Origin of the sequence: Pseudomonas poae (genome assembly GCF_001439785.1) — a bacterium.
In the GTDB taxonomy this organism is placed as follows: Bacteria; Pseudomonadota; Gammaproteobacteria; order Pseudomonadales; family Pseudomonadaceae; genus Aquipseudomonas; species Aquipseudomonas poae.
The window spans coordinates 145631-162023 of sequence record NZ_JYLI01000011.1 but is presented as its reverse complement, the minus strand read 5'-3'; the positions used below and the strand labels follow the sequence as shown (position 1 = coordinate 162023).

Annotated in this window: 14 protein-coding genes and 1 pseudogene; 9 read left to right on the top strand and 6 right to left on the bottom strand. The window is 60.8% G+C overall.

The features are described 5' to 3' along the window. Nucleotides 1-33: 33 nt before the first annotated feature. Nucleotides 34-168, bottom strand: coding sequence for a hypothetical protein (locus tag TU75_RS28320; protein ID WP_256094241.1), 135 nt, complete (start codon nt 166-168; stop codon nt 34-36). Nucleotides 169-359: 191 nt separating this feature from the next. Here TU75_RS28320 and TU75_RS15090 point away from each other — a divergent pair, with 191 nt between their 5' ends. Both TU75_RS15090 and TU75_RS15085 read left to right on the top strand, forming a co-directional pair. Further along, nucleotides 360-689 carry a helix-turn-helix domain-containing protein gene (locus tag TU75_RS15090; RefSeq protein ID WP_003232173.1) on the top strand — a complete coding sequence of 110 codons (330 nt, stop codon included), beginning with the start codon at nt 360-362 and terminating at the stop codon, nt 687-689. 96 nt (nt 690-785) lie between these two features. Continuing rightward, nucleotides 786-971, top strand: coding sequence for a hypothetical protein (locus TU75_RS15085; protein ID WP_003232175.1), 186 nt, complete (start codon nt 786-788; stop codon nt 969-971). A gap of 180 nt (nt 972-1151) precedes the next feature. On the opposite strand, the gene TU75_RS15080 is transcribed toward TU75_RS15085, so the two are convergent. Continuing rightward, nucleotides 1152-2123 carry a LysR family transcriptional regulator gene (locus TU75_RS15080; RefSeq protein WP_060549367.1) on the bottom strand — a complete coding sequence of 324 codons (972 nt, stop codon included), beginning with the start codon at nt 2121-2123 and terminating at the stop codon, nt 1152-1154. 110 nt (nt 2124-2233) lie between these two features. Between TU75_RS15080 and TU75_RS15075 the strand changes: the two genes are divergently transcribed. The 5 genes and pseudogenes from TU75_RS15075 (at nt 2234) to TU75_RS15060 (ending at nt 8375) form a co-directional block, all read left to right on the top strand. Beyond that, complete coding sequence (locus TU75_RS15075) at nt 2234-3733, top strand: CoA-acylating methylmalonate-semialdehyde dehydrogenase (protein WP_003232179.1); 1500 nt, start codon at nt 2234-2236, stop codon at nt 3731-3733. A gap of 268 nt (nt 3734-4001) precedes the next feature. Continuing rightward, a complete protein-coding gene (locus TU75_RS15070) occupies nt 4002-5252 on the top strand; it encodes a glycoside hydrolase family 68 protein (protein ID WP_060549366.1) in 1251 nt (416 codons plus the stop codon). Nucleotides 5253-5451: 199 nt separating this feature from the next. Further along, nucleotides 5452-6579 (top strand): annotated as a pseudogene (locus TU75_RS28590) (HAMP domain-containing protein); the annotation flags it as partial. A 144-nt stretch (nt 6580-6723) separates the two neighbouring features. Beyond that, nucleotides 6724-7437 (top strand): methyl-accepting chemotaxis protein, encoded by a 714-nt coding sequence (locus TU75_RS28585; RefSeq protein WP_413469481.1) that lies wholly within the window; start codon nt 6724-6726, stop codon nt 7435-7437. A 17-nt stretch (nt 7438-7454) separates the two neighbouring features. Further along, complete coding sequence (locus tag TU75_RS15060) at nt 7455-8375, top strand: substrate-binding domain-containing protein (protein WP_060549365.1); 921 nt, start codon at nt 7455-7457, stop codon at nt 8373-8375. 93 nt (nt 8376-8468) lie between these two features. On the opposite strand, the gene TU75_RS15055 is transcribed toward TU75_RS15060, so the two are convergent. From TU75_RS15055 to xylA, 4 genes are all read right to left on the bottom strand, one after another. Beyond that, on the bottom strand, nt 8469-9605 hold the full coding sequence (locus TU75_RS15055; protein WP_003232185.1) for a sugar ABC transporter permease: 1137 nt from the start codon (nt 9603-9605) through the stop codon (nt 8469-8471). Beyond that, nucleotides 9606-11159, bottom strand: coding sequence for a D-xylose ABC transporter ATP-binding protein (gene xylG / locus TU75_RS15050; RefSeq protein ID WP_060549364.1), 1554 nt, complete (start codon nt 11157-11159; stop codon nt 9606-9608). Further along, nucleotides 11156-12157 (bottom strand): D-xylose ABC transporter substrate-binding protein, encoded by a 1002-nt coding sequence (gene xylF, locus TU75_RS15045; protein ID WP_003232188.1) that lies wholly within the window; start codon nt 12155-12157, stop codon nt 11156-11158. Before xylF ends, xylG begins: the two co-directional genes overlap by 4 nt. Before the next feature lie 302 nt (nt 12158-12459). Beyond that, a complete protein-coding gene (gene xylA / locus TU75_RS15040; RefSeq protein WP_060549363.1) occupies nt 12460-13776 on the bottom strand; it encodes a xylose isomerase in 1317 nt (438 codons plus the stop codon). Between the two features lie 139 nt (nt 13777-13915). Between xylA and TU75_RS15035 the strand changes: the two genes are divergently transcribed. Both TU75_RS15035 and TU75_RS15030 read left to right on the top strand, forming a co-directional pair. Continuing rightward, on the top strand, nt 13916-15136 hold the full coding sequence (locus tag TU75_RS15035) for a XylR family transcriptional regulator (protein WP_060549362.1): 1221 nt from the start codon (nt 13916-13918) through the stop codon (nt 15134-15136). Nucleotides 15137-15264: 128 nt separating this feature from the next. Continuing rightward, nucleotides 15265-16392, top strand: coding sequence for a type III secretion protein (locus TU75_RS15030; protein WP_231981948.1), 1128 nt, complete (start codon nt 15265-15267; stop codon nt 16390-16392). The last annotated feature ends 1 nt before the right edge of the window (nt 16393 follow it).

Below are 16393 nucleotides of genomic sequence, written 5' to 3'. Positions count from 1 at the left end.
TTGTATGACGCTGCTGCACGTCCGACCTGACCTTCATTCCACCGAGCATATCCAGCGGTGATTGTGCCGATAAGGCGCACGGGTAAAGTGCACATCCGACACCAGATTCAAGCCGCGTTCGCGCAGCGCTTCGGTCAGTTGTACGAGTGTCTCTGCCTGGATAGTCATTGCGCTCACCTCGTCAGATTGACTGCGTTCATAATTCTTGACCGGGAGGACAACCCGCTAATTCAAATTTTCTACAGCGCCGATTGATAAAGCCGTTAACGCCAGAGCCTGACGATTAAACTGAATTTTTGGCACGCATCTTTTTCTACCAAAAATAGTCATCAGGCGAATCAGCCAGGCAGAGGTGTGTGATGAAAGAGATCGGCCGGAGGTTGAAACAGGAGCGGCGGCGCATGGGCCTGACCCTCCGGAAGCTGGCTGAAATGGGAGGCGTCACGACGGCAGAACAGCGTCATTACGAGCTCAGCGAGGCGATGCCTGAGGCCGATTACCTGGCGGCGCTGGCTAACCATGGCATGGACGTGGTCTATGTCGTCACCGGAAAAAAACAGGCAGTGGTCAAGATGTCCTGGGAGGACGCGCAGGCATTGCTGGACAGTCGGGCCATTTCCGATGACCTGTTCCAGAATGACCCGGACGAAGAGATCTATTTCAAGGTCTCCCGACCGAGCAAGGTCTGAACAGGCCACCGTTCGTCTATCAAGCGGCACTTGTCAGCCCACATTGCTTCTCATGTTCGAGCGCGGATATCCCGGACGCCCAATCGGAGAGCCAGCATGGAAATCGACGAGAACGCCCCAGGCAACATTTCACAGCAGCCCGTGACCAGGGGCACCGACAGTGAAACTGGCCATGATCCCAAGCGGGACGCCCCGGAGCAGTCGTTGCCGGCTGATGACGAGGAAGACATGTCTGACGTGGACGCGGCCGACTCGGTGGCGAGTGAGCACCCGGACAATTGAGTACCGCTCCCTAACAAGAAGCCCGGCCATTGAGCCGGGCTTTTTGCGCCACACAAAGAAAAGCCCACGATGGGGGCGCGGGCTTAAAAGGTGTTCACTTAGGAGCTGAGTGGAGCTTAAGTGTCCGCCTGTGAAAACTGTGTGAAATATCCTACGCATCGCAGCATTTTCAAAAAATATTCAATCGGATTTCTTCGCAACCTGCCGCTCAGCGTCACCACCAGGACCAAAGCCTGCCGACAGCTGCTCTTTCAAAAAAAGCACCAATGCACTCACCGCCTTCGGCACATGGGGCGAATACGGCCGTATCAAGTGGATTTCATCGGCGAATGCGCCTTTCAATCGCCATCCCTTGAGCACTTGCGTCAGCGTACCGCTGGCCAGCGCCGCGTGGGCGCTGAAATCCGGAAGCAGGGCGATGCCCAGGTGATTGAGCGCCGAGTCACGCAGTGCCTCGCTGTTATTGGTGGAGAAACTGCCGGCAATGGGCACGGTGACGCGTTCTGTCTTTTTAACGCCGCGCTCGAAGGTCCACGCGGGCTGGTCGGCGCCGCGCGGATAGTAGAGGCAGTTGTGGGCAATGAGGTCGGCGGGTTCGCGGGGTTCGCCGTGGCGGTGCAGATAGTCCTGGGTGGCGACCAGCACCGAGGTGGTGTCGCAGAGTTTCCAGGCGACATGGGTTTCCGGCACCTGGAAGCCGTGGCGCACGGCCAGGTCATAGCCTTCGGCGGCGAGTGAGCTCAAGGCATCGGACACGTCCAGCTGAATGCGAACCTGTGGGTGCTGACGCAGGAATTCGGGCAGGTGCGGCACCAGTTGCTGGCGCGCGAATGCGACCGGCGCGGTGAGGCGCACCAGGCCGCGAATTTCTCCTGCCCAATCGCGCACCGAGGAAAAACTGCGGGCGATGTGCTCGTAGGCGCTGCGCACTTCACGGGTCAGTGACCGCCCCGCGTCGGTGAGCCGCACGCTGCGTGTGGTGCGGGTGACCAGGCGGGTGCCGGTGGCGGCTTCCAGCTCGGAAATGCGTTGGCTCACCGCCGATTTGCTTACGCCCAGGCGCGCAGCGGCGGCGGTGTAGGTGCCATGCTCTTCCAGCACGGAGAGCCAGCGGATATGGGTCCACAGGCCTTCGATTTCGGTTTTTTCCATGGGGCAATTGTTCGCCTGTGTGCACAATCAGTTCTGGATTCTGCTCTGGTTTGGAACAAAGCGGAAGCCTATGGTAGGTGCCGACGCTAACCGACCCGGGATCCGCTGCCATGATTACCACCCTTGAGCATTACATCAACGACCAGCGCGTCAGCCGCGATGATCGCTATCAGGACGTCTATAACCCGGCCACCGGCGAAGTGACCGGCCGCGTCGCCCTGGCCAGTCGCGACACCGTGGGCGAAGCCGTTGCCGCCGCCCAGGCCGCCTTTGCCGACTGGGCCGACACGCCGCCGATCCGCCGCGCCCGCGTGTTGTTTCAGTACCTGCACCTGCTGCGTGAGCGCAAGGACGAGCTGGCCAGCATCATCGTTGCCGAGCACGGCAAGGTGTTCACCGATGCCCAGGGCGAAGTCGACCGTGGTATCGACATTCTCGAATTCGCCTGTGGCATTCCGAATCTGCTCAAGGGTGAACACTCCGACCAAGTGTCCCGCGGCATGGACAACTGGACCCTGCGCCAGCCCCTGGGCGTGGTGGCGGGCGTGACGCCGTTCAATTTTCCGGTGATGGTGCCAATGTGGATGTACCCGATCGCCATTGCCGCCGGCAACACCTTCATCCTCAAACCCAGCCCCACCGACCCGAGCGCCTCGCTGTTCATGGCCGAGCTGCTGCGCGAAGCCGGCTTGCCCCAGGGCGTGTTCAACGTGGTGCAGGGCGACAAGGAAGCGGTGGACGCGCTGCTTGAACACCCGGACGTCAAGGCCGTGAGCTTTGTCGGCTCAACGCCGATTGCCCACTACATCTACGAGACCGGCGCGCGCAACGGCAAGCGCGTGCAGGGCCTGGGCGGTGCGAAAAACCACATGGTGGTGATGCCCGACGCCGATATTGAAAAAACCGTCGACGCATTGATGGGCGCCGCCTACGGCAGTGCCGGCGAGCGGTGCATGGCCATCTCCGTGGCGGTGCTGGTGGGCGATGTGGGCGATAAAGTGGTCACCGCGCTGACCGAACGTGCCAGGCAGTTACGCATCACCGATGGCCGCGACCTCAAGGCCGAAATGGGCCCGATTGTTTCCCGTGCGGCGCTGGAACGCATCAGTGGCTACATCGAACAGGGCGTGCAGGCCGGCGCCCGGTTGCTGCTCGACGGCCGTGACTACGTGCCCTCCGAACCCGGCCTGGAAAACGGTTTCTGGCTCGGCGCGACGCTGTTCGATCACGTGACCAAAGAGATGAGCATCTACCGCGAAGAAATCTTCGGCCCGGTGCTGGCCTGCGTGCGGGTCAATGACTTCGCCGAAGCCGTGCAACTGGTCAACGACCACGAATTCGGCAACGGCGTGAGCTGCTTCACCCGCGACGGCAACATCGCCCGTGAGTTCGCGCGGCGCATCGAAGTGGGCATGGTCGGCATCAATGTGCCGATCCCGGTGCCGATGGCGTGGCACGGGTTCGGCGGCTGGAAGAAAAGCCTGTTTGGCGACATGCATGCCTACGGCACTGAGGGCGTGCGCTTCTACACCAAACAGAAGTCGATCATGCAGCGCTGGTCAGAGAGCATCGAGCAGGGCGCGGAGTTTGCGATGCCGGTCTCTAAATAGGATTCAACAGGCACTCCAGGACCCATGTGGGAGGAGGCTTGCTCCCGATAGCGGTAAATCAGTCGACATCGGCATGACTGACAGACCGCCATCGGGAGCAAGCGCCCTCCCACATTTTTTTGGCGCAAGGGTTGACGGCGTGGCGAACGCCGAATACTGTATATAAGCACAGTATTTAAGTGCTGATCACCCAGGAAGGGTCACGTCAGCCACGCCAGGCACTGTGTGCAGTAATGGATTAATTCACCACGATTAAAAGGACTTAACGATGAAACACACAACGATCATCCCCACTCGCTGGACGCGCGCCGATGCGCTCAAAGTCAACGAAAACGACCCGACCACCACCCAGCCGTTGGTGCCTGCCGACTTTCCAGTGATGAGCGACAAGGTCTTTATTTGGGACACCATGCCGTTGCGCACGCTGGATGGCACGGTGGTTTCGGTCAACGGCTGGTCCGTCATTTTCACCCTGACGGCTGACCGTCGTCCCCACGATCCACAGTTCATCAATGCCGACGGCCGTTACGACATCAAGCGCGATTGGGAAGATCGCCATGGCCATGCGCGCATCTGCTACTGGTACTCGCGCACCGGCAAGGACTGGATCTTCGGTGGCCGGGTCATGGGCGAAGGGGTATCACCGACCACGCGTGAATGGGCCGGCACCCCGATCCTGCTCAATAACAACGGCGACATCGACCTGTATTACACCTGCGTCACCCCAGGTGCGACCATCGCCAAGGTCAGAGGCCAAATCGTCACGTCCGATAACGGTGTGGAGCTACGCGGCTTCACCCAGGTCAAGGCGCTATTCGAGGCAGACGGCACTTATTACCAGACCGAAGCGCAGAACTCGACCTGGAACTTTCGCGACCCCAGCCCGTTTATCGACCCGGTGGATGGCAAGTTGTATATGGTGTTTGAAGGCAACGTCGCCGGCGAACGCGGCACCCACGACGTGGGCCCGAATGAGCTGGGCCTGGTGCCGCCTGGGCACGAGGGCGTGGGGGGTGCGCGCTATCAGGTCGGCTGCATCGGCCTCGCCGTCGCCAAGGACCTTGCCGGCGACGAATGGGAAATCCTGCCGCCGCTGGTCACTGCCGTGGGGGTGAACGATCAAACCGAGCGGCCGCATTATGTGTTCCAGGACGGCAAATACTACCTGTTCACCATCAGTCATAAATTCACCTACGCGGATGGGGTGACCGGCCCTGATGGCGTCTACGGTTTTGTCGGCGACCGCCTGTTTGGCCCTTACACGCCGATGAACGCCTCCGGGCTGGTGCTAGGCAATCCACCGTCGCAGCCGTTCCAGACCTATTCTCATTGCGTGATGCCCAATGGCCTGGTGACGTCCTTTATCGAAAGCGTGCCCACCACCGGTGACGACTTCCGCATCGGCGGCACCGAAGCGCCCACGGTGAGGATTGTATTGAAGGGCGATCGCTCGTTTGTGCAGGAGGCTTACGACTACGGTTACATCCCCGCGATGCGCGATGTGGTGTTGAACCCGTGACCGCCGTGTAAAAATCGGCCTGACTCATCAGGTGTAAACCGATCCAACGGTGGGAGGGGGCTTGCTCCTTCCCACTTTTTTTTACCGCTTTTCAATCCGTCTTCAGCGCTCAAGTCCCCGCCCGCCGGGCCGATACAGCCACTAGGTGCACGCCTGGTCGTCGTTCAGGCCAACGAATAAAAATCAAAAAGGGGTAGCCATGACCATATTGCAGCGCGTGATCGGTGGATTTGCGGTGTTGGTGCTGTTGCTGCTGATCATGGCAGGGATCAGCTATCAGAACACGCAGTCCATCAGCAGTCGCTTGTCCACCATCACCGGCCAATCGGCACCCTTGAGCCGGGCCGCCAGTGAGTTGTACGTGCACATCCTGCGCGCCAACCAGGCGTTGCTGGCCATTCAGATCAGCACCGACCCCAAGCAGATCGAGGACGGCAAGCGCCCGTTTACCGAGAGCATCACCCTGTTCAACCAATTACTCGACAGCACCCTGGCCTATACCGGCGAGCATGAGGCGTTGCGGGCGAATCTGGCGCAGCAGCGTCAACAGGTAGGGGCCTACGCCGAACAGGCGCAGGCGTTGATGACGTCTCACTTGCAGCATGTGCAGCAGTGGGTACTGACCCGCAAACTGCAAGGCTACAGCAGTGCGCAGGCGATGCAGTTGACCAGCTATCTGCGTGATTACATCGCGCAGGCGCGCAGTGCCGGCGAGCCGCAGCAGGTGGCGGCCGCAGAAAAACTGCTGTTGGAAGTCAACAAATCCTACGATGGCTTCGCGGCTCATTCCGTCACGCCCGCCATTGATAAATTACAGCGCGTGCTCAACCTGCAGGACGAAGTGATCAGCACGCGCGCCCAGGCCCTGACGGCGATTGATCCGAGAGTCGGCCGGATTGCCGGCGTCATGGTCAATCGCCTGCTCACGGACCTGACCGCCCCTGACGGTCTGTTCCAGGCCTATCAGGTGGAGGCGAAACTGGCAGCGCAAGTGCAGCAGCAACGCGATGCCGTGGACGCGGCGCTCAAGGCCACCCTGGAGCGAATTGGCGAGTTTGGCAGCCAGTCCCTGGAGGTCGCCAACCAGGCCAGTCACTCGGCCAATGCCACGATTGGCACCAGCCGCAGCTTGCTGTTGATCGCGTGCGTGCTGGCGGTGCTGGCAGCGTTGGCGATTGGTACGTGGGTCGCTTTCAGCTTGCGGCGTCCGTTGGCGGCCTTTCGCGATGTACTCAAGACACTTACCGCCGGGGACATGCGGGTCAGTTTCGATGTCAGCCGTAAGGATGAGTTCGGTGAGTTGGGCGGTTATCTGAACGAATTGACCAAAGCCCTGCAGAAGACCTTCCGTGAATTGATCAGCTCTGCCGATGCGCTGGCCGTCACCGCTGGAAGCAACGCCTTGAACAGCGAGCAGACCACCCGCGTGGTGGATGAGCAGAAGGACCGCTTGCAATCGGCCGCTTCGGCCATGACACAGATGGAAAGCACGGTCGAAGAGGTTGCGCGGCGCGCGCAGGACACGCGCCAGGCGGTGGACGACACGAGTGATCTCACGCACCGGGTGCAGGAGCGCGTGGCGGAGACCATCGTCAATATCCGCCAGCAGGCCGAGCAGGTGAACAAAGCCACGCAGGTGACCGATGAGTTGCAGAAGTACGGGCAGAACATCGAGGGCATTGTGGTGGCCATTCGCACCATCGCCGAACAGACCAATCTGCTGGCCCTGAATGCGGCGATTGAAGCGGCCCGTGCCGGCGAGCAAGGGCGTGGGTTTGCGGTTGTGGCCGATGAAGTGCGCTCCCTGGCCAGCCGTACGCAGACCTCGACCAGCGAAATTCAGGACATGATCGGGCTCATGCAGGAAAAAATTCATTCGGTGGTGCACGTCATGAATGAAAGTCAGGTGCAGTCCAGTCAATGCGTGTCGCTGGCCTCGGGCGCCGGTGACCTGTTGCTCTCCATGAGCGGCGCGGTCGACAGCATCCGCGACATGAATATTCAGATTGCCGCCGCCACCGAGCAGCAAAGTGCCACGGTGCAGGAAACCAGTCGGATGGTCATTCAGATCAACGATTCGGCCCAACAGACCGCCAGCGGTGCGGAGCAGTCCGCCATCAGCAGCCAGGAACTGTCGGACATGGCTAAAGTGCAGCGCGAGCTGCTCCATCATTTCAGCGTTTGAGCCGCAGGAGTCAGAACATGAAAGCATGGTTAATGCTCGCGCTGGGCGCGACGCTGTTCGTCCCGGGCCTCACCCAGGCCGCCACGCCCTTGCTGGGCGTGGGGATGGCAAAATACGACGATAACTTCCAGACCCTGCTGCGCAATGGTGTGCAGCAACAGGCCAGCGTCATGAATGCCGATATCTTTATGGAAAATGGCAAAGACAGTATTGATTTGCAGATGCGCCAATTTCGCAATCTGGTCAATTCCAAGGTGGATGCGATCATCATCGCGATGGTTGACGGCAAAAGTGCAGCGCAAATGATGCAGTTGGCTTCAGAGGCCAAGATCCCGCTGGTATTCGTCAACCGCAACCCGAACCCGGAAAAGTGGCCGGCGCAGACCGCGTTCGTCGGCTCCAACGAACTGGAGTCGGGCACTTTGCAGATGGAAGAGTTGGCGCGCCGTGCCGGTTATAAAGGCAACGTAGTGATTCTGGTGGGCGACCCAGCCAACGCGTCTTCCCTGATGCGCACCGAGGATGTGGAAAAAGTCGTCGCCAAGTACCCGGATATGAAAGTGGTACAGAAAAAGGTCGGTAACTGGGAACGTAGCCAGGCCGCCACGATTGTCATCGATTGGCTCAAGCAGGGTGTTGATTTTTCGATCATTGCGGCCAATAACGACGAAATGGCGATCGGCGCGATCATGGGGCTGGAAAAGGCCGGCAAGCAGGCCAGGGACTATTGGGTTGGCGGCATCGACGGCACACCGGACGGGTTGAAATTGATGGCCGAGGGCAAGATGGCGGTCAGCGTGTTCCAGGATGCCGCCGGCCAGGCCAGTGGCGCCGTGGACACCGCGCTGCGCCTGGTGCGCGGCGAAGTGCTGGAGTCGACGGTGGTGTGGGTGCCGTTCAAGTTGATCACCCCGGAGAATCGCCAGGCGTTTGAATAGGGAGACCACTCGGAACACGCCTTGAAATGCAGTCAAATGTGGGAGGGGCAAGCCCCCTCCCACAGGGTTATGTGGTAGTAGTGAGACTGGGGTTCAGCGCCGCCCCGTGCGTGTGCTCACATCCACCCACACCGCCAACACCAATATGCTGCCCTTGACGATCATCTGCCAGTAACTGTCCACGTCCAGCATCGACATGCCGTTATCCAGGCTGGTAATCACCAGCGCTCCCAGCAGCGCGCCGTACACCGTGCCCGAACCGCCGCGCATCGACGTCCCGCCGATAAAGCACGCGGCAATCGCATCCAGCTCTCCCATATTCCCCGCCGACGGCGAGCCGGCCGCCAGGCGCGCGGTATTGACCAGGCCGGCGAGGGCGCACATCACCCCCATGATGCCGAAGATCCACAGCTTCACCGCCTGCACATTGATGCCCGACAACCGCGTGGCCTCCATGTTGCTGCCCACTGCATACACCCGGCGGCCGAACACGGTCTGGCTGGTGACGTAGCTGAACACCCCGAGCAGCGCCAGCAACAGCAGCACCGGCACCGGGATGCCGTCGTAGCTGTTGAGGGTGGTGACGAACCCGGCCAGCACCGCGCCGATCAGCACCACACGCAGCCCGTCACGCACCCGCGAATGCGCGGCCAGGCCGTGCAGCGCGCGATTGCGCCGTTGCTTCCAGGTGAGAAACACGGTGAGTGCAAACAGCAAAATCCCCAGCCCGACTCCCACCGCATGCGGCAGATAACCCTGGCCCACATACACCAGCGACGGCGACACCGGCGCAATGGTGGTGCCGCCGGTGATCCCCAGCAAAATCCCGCGAAACGCCAGCATGCCGCCCAGACCGACGATGAACGAAGGGATGCGTAGATACGCCGTCATGTAGCCGTTAGCCAGGCCGATCATCAACCCGCACAACGCCACCAGGCTCAGGTTGGCCAGCAGCGGGACGTGGTACACCACGTCGAGAATCGCCGCCAGCCCGCCCAGCAACCCGAGCAACGAGCCCACCGACAAATCGATCTCGCCGCTGATGATCACCAGCACCATGCCGCACGCCAGAATCCCGGTGATCGACATCTGCCGCAGCAGGTTGGACAGGTTGCGCGGCGTGAGAAAACCGCCCTCGGTCTGCCAACTGAAAAACAGCCAGATGAACGCCACGGCGATCACCAGCGCGAGCATTTTGTAGCGGGTAAAAAGCTGTTTGACCTGATTCATCTAAGCGGTCTTCCGATCATTATTGTGTTGGCTGAGCGCAGCGGCGAGCACCTGTTCCTGGGTGAGGCCTTGGTTGACGAAGTCGCCGCGCAGCTGGCCGTCGCCGATCACCAGCACGCGGTTCGACACCCCCAGCACTTCGGCCAGTTCCGACGACACCATGATGATTGCCACGCCCTCGGCCGCGAGGGCGACCATCAGTTTGTAGATCTCATATTTGGCGCCCACGTCCACCCCGCGTGTGGGCTCGTCGAGGATCAGCACCTTGGGTTTGGCCATCAGCATTTTCGCCAGCACCGCCTTTTGCTGGTTGCCGCCGGAGAGGCTGGTGATCGGCAAGAACGGGCTGGCGGTTTTCAGGTGCATGCGCGCGATCTGCTGGTCGATGCTGCCCAGTTCGGCCTCGGCATCGATGCGCGTCAGGTGCGCGTAGGTGTCGAGCACCGCCAGGGTGATGTTCTGACCCACGCCCAGGTCGGGAATGATGCCCTGGCGCTTGCGGTCTTCGGGCACCATGCACAGCCCGGCGCGAATCGATTTGAGCGGCGTGCGCGTGTCGATCACGTTCCCGTCCAGCCACACCTCGGCGCTGTAGCGGCCGGGGTAGGCGCCGAACAGCGCCGACACCAGCTCCGTGCGCCCGGCGCCCACAAGACCTGCGATGCCGAGGATTTCACCCCGCTTGAGCACGAAGGAAATATCATCGACGCGCTTGCGCCTGGGGTTGTCCACGTCGTAGCAGGTGACGTGGCGCGCCTCGAAGATCACTTCGCCCACCCCGTCAGGTCTGGCGGGGTAGAGGTTGCTCATTTCGCGCCCGACCATCTGCGTGATGATCTGCGGGATATCCATGTCGGCCATGGCCGTGGTTGCGATGTGCTTGCCGTCGCGGATCACCGCAATGGTGTCGCACACGGCCGCCACTTCATCGAGCTTGTGGGAGATGTACACGCAGGCCACGCCCTTGGCCTTGAGCCCCTTGATGATGTCGAGCAGCACTTCGATTTCCGAGCGGGTCAAGGCCGAGGAGGGCTCGTCGAGAATCAACAGACGCGCCTGTTTGTTGAGGGCCTTGGCGATCTCCACCAGTTGCTGATAGCCGCCGCCATACTGCGACACCGGCAGCGCCACGTTCATGTCCGGCACTTTCAGTTCACGCATCAGCGCTTCGGCGCGGTGCAGCATCGCCGGGTAGTTCATGCGCCCGCCGGGCAGGGTCAGTTCGTGGCCCATGAAGATGTTCTCGGCCACCGAAAGGTCCGGCACCAGCGTCAGTTCCTGGTGGATGATGACGATGCCGGCGGCTTCCGTCTCGCGGATGGATTGGGCCTGCAGCGGCTGCCCGTCCCAGAGGATTTCGCCCTCCCAGGTGCCGTGCGGATAGACCGCCGACAGCACCTTCATCAGCGTGGATTTGCCGGCACCGTTCTCGCCGCACAGGCCCACGCACTCGCCGGGGCGTACCTTGAGATCAATGCCGTTCAGCGCATTGACACCGCCAAAGCGTTTGACGATGCCGTTCATTTGCAGCAGGTAGTCGGGCATGACGGTCATTGCCCGCCGATCTGCTCTTTGGTGTAAAAGCCGTCCTTCTCCAGCAGGTCCACGTTGGCCTTGGTCAGCGGGGTCGGTGTCAGCAAAATGGTGTCGACCTTTTTACTGCCATTGTCGTACTGCGAGCTGTAGGCCGGTTTTTCGCTGCGGGCCAGTTGCACCGAGAGTTTGGCGGCTTCGGTGGCGATCAGTTTGAGCGGCTTGTACACCGTCATGGTCTGGGTGCCGTCGATCACACGCTTGATTGCGGCGAGGTCGGCGTCCTGCCCGGAGATCGGCACCTTGCCCGCCAGCTTCTGTGCGGCCAGGGCCTGGATGGCGCCGCCAGCGGTGGCGTCGTTGGAGGCGACGATGGCGTCGATCTTGTTGTCGTTCCGGGTCAGGGCATTCTCGACGATGCTCAGGGCTTCGGTAGGGTTCCACTCCTTGACCCACTGCTGGCCGACAATCTTGATATCGCCTTTGTCGATGGCCGGTTGCAGTACCTTCATCTGGCCTTCGCGAAGCACCTTGGCGTTGTTGTCGGTGGGGGCGCCGCCGAGCAGGAAGTAATTGCCCTTGGGCGCCGCCTGCAGCACGCCGCTGGCCTGCATCTCGCCGACTTTTTCGTTATCGAAGGAGATGTAGGCGTCAATGTCCGCGTTAAGAATCAGACGGTCATAGGAAACCACCTTGATCCCGGCCTTCTTGGCCTCGGCGACCGCGTTGGTCAGCACCGTGGCGTTGAACGGCACGATCACGATCACATCGACGCCCCGGGAGATCAGGTTTTCGATCTGCGAAATCTGCTTTTGCTCATTGGCATCGGCCGATTGCACAAACACCTTGGCATCGAGTTTTTCCGCCGCCGCCACGAAATAATCACGGTCGCGAGACCAGCGCTCCAGGCGCAGGTCGTCAATGGAAAAGCCGATTTTCGGGTGGGCGGGGTCTGCCATCACCGGCAGGGCGAGCACCGCCAGGGTGGCGGCAAGCAAAGTACGTTTGAATGACTTCATGATGGTGCGTCCTTTTATTGTTGTTGGAAGACTCTAGGCAAACACAGTACTGATTGTGGCGAGCGGGCCTCTGTGGCGAGCGGGCAAGCCCTAATGCCGTTCAGTTAAGCGCAGATTCCCCTGTGGCGAGCAGGCTTGTCCTGCGTTGGGCTGCGCAGCAGCCCCAAAACCAGGCGCTGAGCCGTATCAGGTACACCGCGTTTTGCTGGATTGGGGGCGCTTCGCACCCCAACGCGGGGCAAGCCCGCTCGCCACAATGAACCTGCTTGCCACAGAAGCAGGCTCACCACAGAAGCCAAACTTCACCGATAGATAAACCGGTTGACCACACCCTCCAGCATCTCCTGCCGCCCACTTACCGCCTGCGGGTTGAGCTCATGGGTGAACGCGTGCTCGGCCAGCGACTCAAGGCTGAATTCACCGGCCAGCACTGCCTGGCCAAGCGGCTGTTGCCAGCCGGCATAACGCTGATCCTTGAACTGCTGCAGCGTGTCGTTCTGCACCATCGCCGCCGCCCGTTCGAGCGACAGGGCCAGCACGTCCATGGCCGCGACATGCCCGTGGAACAGGTCCACTTCATCCAGGCTCTGACGGCGCACCTTGGAATCAAAGTTATAGCCGCCGTTACGGAATCCGCCAGCCTTGAGGATTTCGTAGGTGGCCAGGGTCATTTCCTCGACGCTGTTGGGAAACTGGTCGGTGTCCCAGCCGTTCTGCGGGTCGCCACGGTTGGCGTCGATACTGCCGAAAATGCCCAGTGACACGGCCGTCGCGATTTCATGATGAAAACTGTGCCCGGCCAGCGTTGCGTGGTTGGCCTCGATATTGACCTTGATCTCATGCTCCAGGCCGTACTCGTGCAGGAAGCCGAACACCGTGGCGCTGTCGTAATCGTACTGATGCTTGGTCGGCTCCTGGGGCTTGGGCTCGATCAACAGGTCGCCCTTGAAGCCGATCTTGTGCTTGTGCTCCACCACCATGCGCATGAAACGGCCGAGCTGTTCACGCTCGCGTTTTAGGTCGGTGTTGAGCAGGGTTTCATAGCCTTCACGGCCGCCCCACAGCACATAGTTGGAGCCCTTGAGGCGCAGCGTGGCGTTCATCGCACTGAACACCTGGGCGGCGGCCCAGGCAAACACCTCGGGGTCCGGGTTGCTCGCGGCGCCAGCGGCGAAGCGCGGATTGCTGAAGCAATTGGCGGTGCCCCACAGCAGCTTTATGCCGCTCTGCTCCTGATGGCGCTCCAGATGGTCGACCATCTGCGCAAAGTGGTTGCGGTATTCCTTGAGCGAGCTGCCCTCGGGTGCCACATCGGTGTCGTGAAAACTGTAGTAATCGACGCCCAGCTTGGCGAAGAACTCGAAGGCCGCATCAGCCTTGCCAATGGCGACCTCCATCGGATCACCGCTGCGCTGCCACGGCCGCTTGAACGTGCCTGAGCCAAACACATCCGCGCCCGGCCATACAAAGGTGTGCCAATAACAGACGGCCATGCGCAGGTGTTCGCGCATGGGTTTGCCGAGGATCAGCTTGTTGGCATCGTAATGGCGAAAGGCGAGGGGATTGTCGCTGTCTGGGCCTTCGAAGCGAACCTTCTCGATACCGGGGAAGTACGGCATGGCGTTTTCCTTATTGTTCTTGGCGGTGTCTGGATACTAGCAACGGCCTGTGGCCTGGCGATTATGAAAATCACCAAGGTGTAGTGCGATTTTGAGTGGCGCGGTCTAGTCTGTCCGGACCGGCCCCAGGATAACAACAATGAAAACCCTACCGCCCGTCCACCGCATCGCTTTGCTCTTCAACGGCAGTAAAATCTACGACCGCGGCATCATCGCGGGGATCGGCAATTACCTGAGCAGCACTCGCGCGTCCTGGGATCTGTTTCTGGAAGAGGACTTCCTGTGCCGACTCAAGGGCATCGAGCGCTGGCAGGGCGACGGCATCATTGCCGATTTCGATGACCCGCTGATCGGCGAGGCGCTGGCCGGGAGCGCGTTGCCGGTGGTGGCGGTGGGGGGCTCTTACGAGGATGTGCGCGCCTATCCCAAGGGCATTCCCTACGTGGCCACCGACAACCACGCCTTGATGAAGCTTGCCTACGAACACCTGATCGAGGCCGGACTGACGCGGTTTGCCTGTTTCAGCCTGCCCGAAGCCCAAGCCAACCGCTGGGCCCAGGAGCGGGAGAAGGCCTTTCGCGGGCTGATGCAGCGTGACGGTTTGGCGGTGCAGATCTACCGCGGCCTGGGCACCAGCGCGCCGCTGTGGGACAGCGCGGTGGAACAGCAGATCGCCTGGCTGCACAGCCTGCCCAAGCCCATCGGCATTATCGCCGTCACCGATGCCCGCGCCCGGCAGCTCTTGCAAGCCTGCCTTACGGCGGGCATTGCGGTGCCCGAGCAGGTCGCCCTGATCGGCATCGACAACGACCCGCTGACCCGCACCCTTACGCGGGTGCCGCTCAGTTCGGTGATCCAGGGCACCGAGACCATGGGCCGTACCGCCGCCGCGTTGCTGCACCAGATGCTGCATGGCAAACCCTGCACGGGCACCCAGGTGCTGGTGCCGCCGGACGCGATCAACGTGCAAGCCTCCAGCCTGCATCAACCGCTGGGCAATCCCTATGTGATGCAGGCCCTGCTGTTTATTCGCCAGTACGCCTGCCAGGGCATCAAGACCGCGCAGGTCGCGGCCTATGTCGGCGTGTCGCGTTCCTCCCTGGAAGCGCACTTTCGCAAGGTGCGTGGCTGCAGCGTGCATGACGAAATCCTGCGCTTCAAACTCGCCGCAGCCGCCAGGGAATTGGGCAACCAGGCGCTGGCGATTGCCGATATTGCCGCTAGCTGCGGGTTCACCTCGGCGCAGTATCTGCACACGGTGTTTCGGCGTGAGTTTGGCTGTACGCCGCGCGAGTTCCAGCAGGGCAGCGCGCCTCGGATAAACACGCCGAGGCAGCGGATTTCCCCGGCAATTGGTTGAGATCGAAGGTCGTTGTTACGTATCAGCCCGCTGAAGGCCGGAACGATCGAACTCGATCCGCCACGCAGAAGTACCCACATCGACGGGTCGACCTTTATTTCAATTACCGAGACTTGAATGTCATGTTCATGAGTGCTGCGTACAACCATCGTCCAATGATGTTGGGCGGTGAAACTTCCGTGCCCACCCGCCAAACGCCTGAATCAATCAATCACCCACAAACAACGAGCGACAGCGTTGATCCTCTTCGGCAGTTCTCGGCGCTCAGTGAGATTGGCCAACAGTTAACGGCACAGGAAAAAGACCCCGAACTGGCGGCCTTGTTGAAGATGTACGACGCATTGGTCAGTGCATTGAATCAATGGATGGCCAAGGATAAACCGCTGCCAAGTCCACTGCCCGCGGTGACTGTCGCGCCCCCACCACGCGCGGAACCTGCACCGGCTCCACGTGCCTCGTCTCCCATGGACAATGTCTGGCGCGACAGGCTGGCAGCGTTCATGGAACGGCCGAACCTGGCAAGTACCCGCACCCGTTTCGATAGCGAACTGACTGAGATGTTTGCGGATGAACATTACGAACCACTCACGAGTTTCCTGTCGACTGCACCTCAAGGACGCAAGCCGGACGACATCGTCAACGGATTGCGTGCGTCTTACGAAAACTACCCTTACCTGGGCAGCTCTGGCAGAGAGGAACATGTAGGCGCCATCAAAGTTGCAATGATGAAATTCGGGCAGAGCCCGGCCAGCGTGTTCAAGGAAGTGCTGAGTGCAAAGGACGGCTACACCATCACCCTGAGAGATGGTTTCAAACTGAATATCTCGTTCGAAGAACTGAACCTGGCGTTCAGGGCCGCAAAGTTCAGCGGCGGCGATGAAGACATGATCAAGGATGCCAGCTTCCTGTTTGCCGTGATGAACAAGCGCCAGAGCCTCGAGCTGGATGTTCAGAAAGCCTCGGACCCGTTCATGAAGCTCTATGGCGAGGACAGTGCCTACCATGCGCACCGCACTTATCCGGGCGTGCTGGCGTCGGCGGGTGAGGGCATCGATGGGTACTCGGCACTCTCTTTGCTGGGCTTGAAAGAGCAGATCAGGGTGGTCGATGCGCAAACCCTGGGCTCGCAGGTGGGTGTACCGGTGAAGTCAGGCGGCAGCTACAAGAACGGCGTCATCATTGACGGGGTGATGGAGGGGCAGTTGTATAACAGGCCCGTCTCGCCTTCCCTGAAAGTCGCCATGCTTGCTGATTGAC

Bases quoted from the DNA above. Each gene is read 5' to 3' on its own strand.
- TU75_RS28320 (WP_256094241.1), bottom strand. From the start codon at position 168: ATGACTATCCAGGCAGAGACACTCGTACAACTGACCGAAGCGCTGCGC.
- TU75_RS15090 (WP_003232173.1), top strand. From the start codon at position 360: ATGAAAGAGATCGGCCGGAGGTTGAAACAGGAGCGGCGGCGCATGGGC.
- TU75_RS15085 (WP_003232175.1), top strand. From the start codon at position 786: ATGGAAATCGACGAGAACGCCCCAGGCAACATTTCACAGCAGCCCGTG.
- TU75_RS15080 (WP_060549367.1), bottom strand. From the start codon at position 2,123: ATGGAAAAAACCGAAATCGAAGGCCTGTGGACCCATATCCGCTGGCTC.
- TU75_RS15075 (WP_003232179.1), top strand. From the start codon at position 2,234: ATGATTACCACCCTTGAGCATTACATCAACGACCAGCGCGTCAGCCGC.
- TU75_RS15070 (WP_060549366.1), top strand. From the start codon at position 4,002: ATGAAACACACAACGATCATCCCCACTCGCTGGACGCGCGCCGATGCG.
- TU75_RS28585 (WP_413469481.1), top strand. From the start codon at position 6,724: ATGACACAGATGGAAAGCACGGTCGAAGAGGTTGCGCGGCGCGCGCAG.
- TU75_RS15060 (WP_060549365.1), top strand. From the start codon at position 7,455: ATGAAAGCATGGTTAATGCTCGCGCTGGGCGCGACGCTGTTCGTCCCG.
- TU75_RS15055 (WP_003232185.1), bottom strand. From the start codon at position 9,605: ATGAATCAGGTCAAACAGCTTTTTACCCGCTACAAAATGCTCGCGCTG.
- xylG (WP_060549364.1), bottom strand. From the start codon at position 11,159: ATGACCGTCATGCCCGACTACCTGCTGCAAATGAACGGCATCGTCAAA.
- xylF (WP_003232188.1), bottom strand. From the start codon at position 12,157: ATGAAGTCATTCAAACGTACTTTGCTTGCCGCCACCCTGGCGGTGCTC.
- xylA (WP_060549363.1), bottom strand. From the start codon at position 13,776: ATGCCGTACTTCCCCGGTATCGAGAAGGTTCGCTTCGAAGGCCCAGAC.
- TU75_RS15035 (WP_060549362.1), top strand. From the start codon at position 13,916: ATGAAAACCCTACCGCCCGTCCACCGCATCGCTTTGCTCTTCAACGGC.
- TU75_RS15030 (WP_231981948.1), top strand. From the start codon at position 15,265: ATGAGTGCTGCGTACAACCATCGTCCAATGATGTTGGGCGGTGAAACT.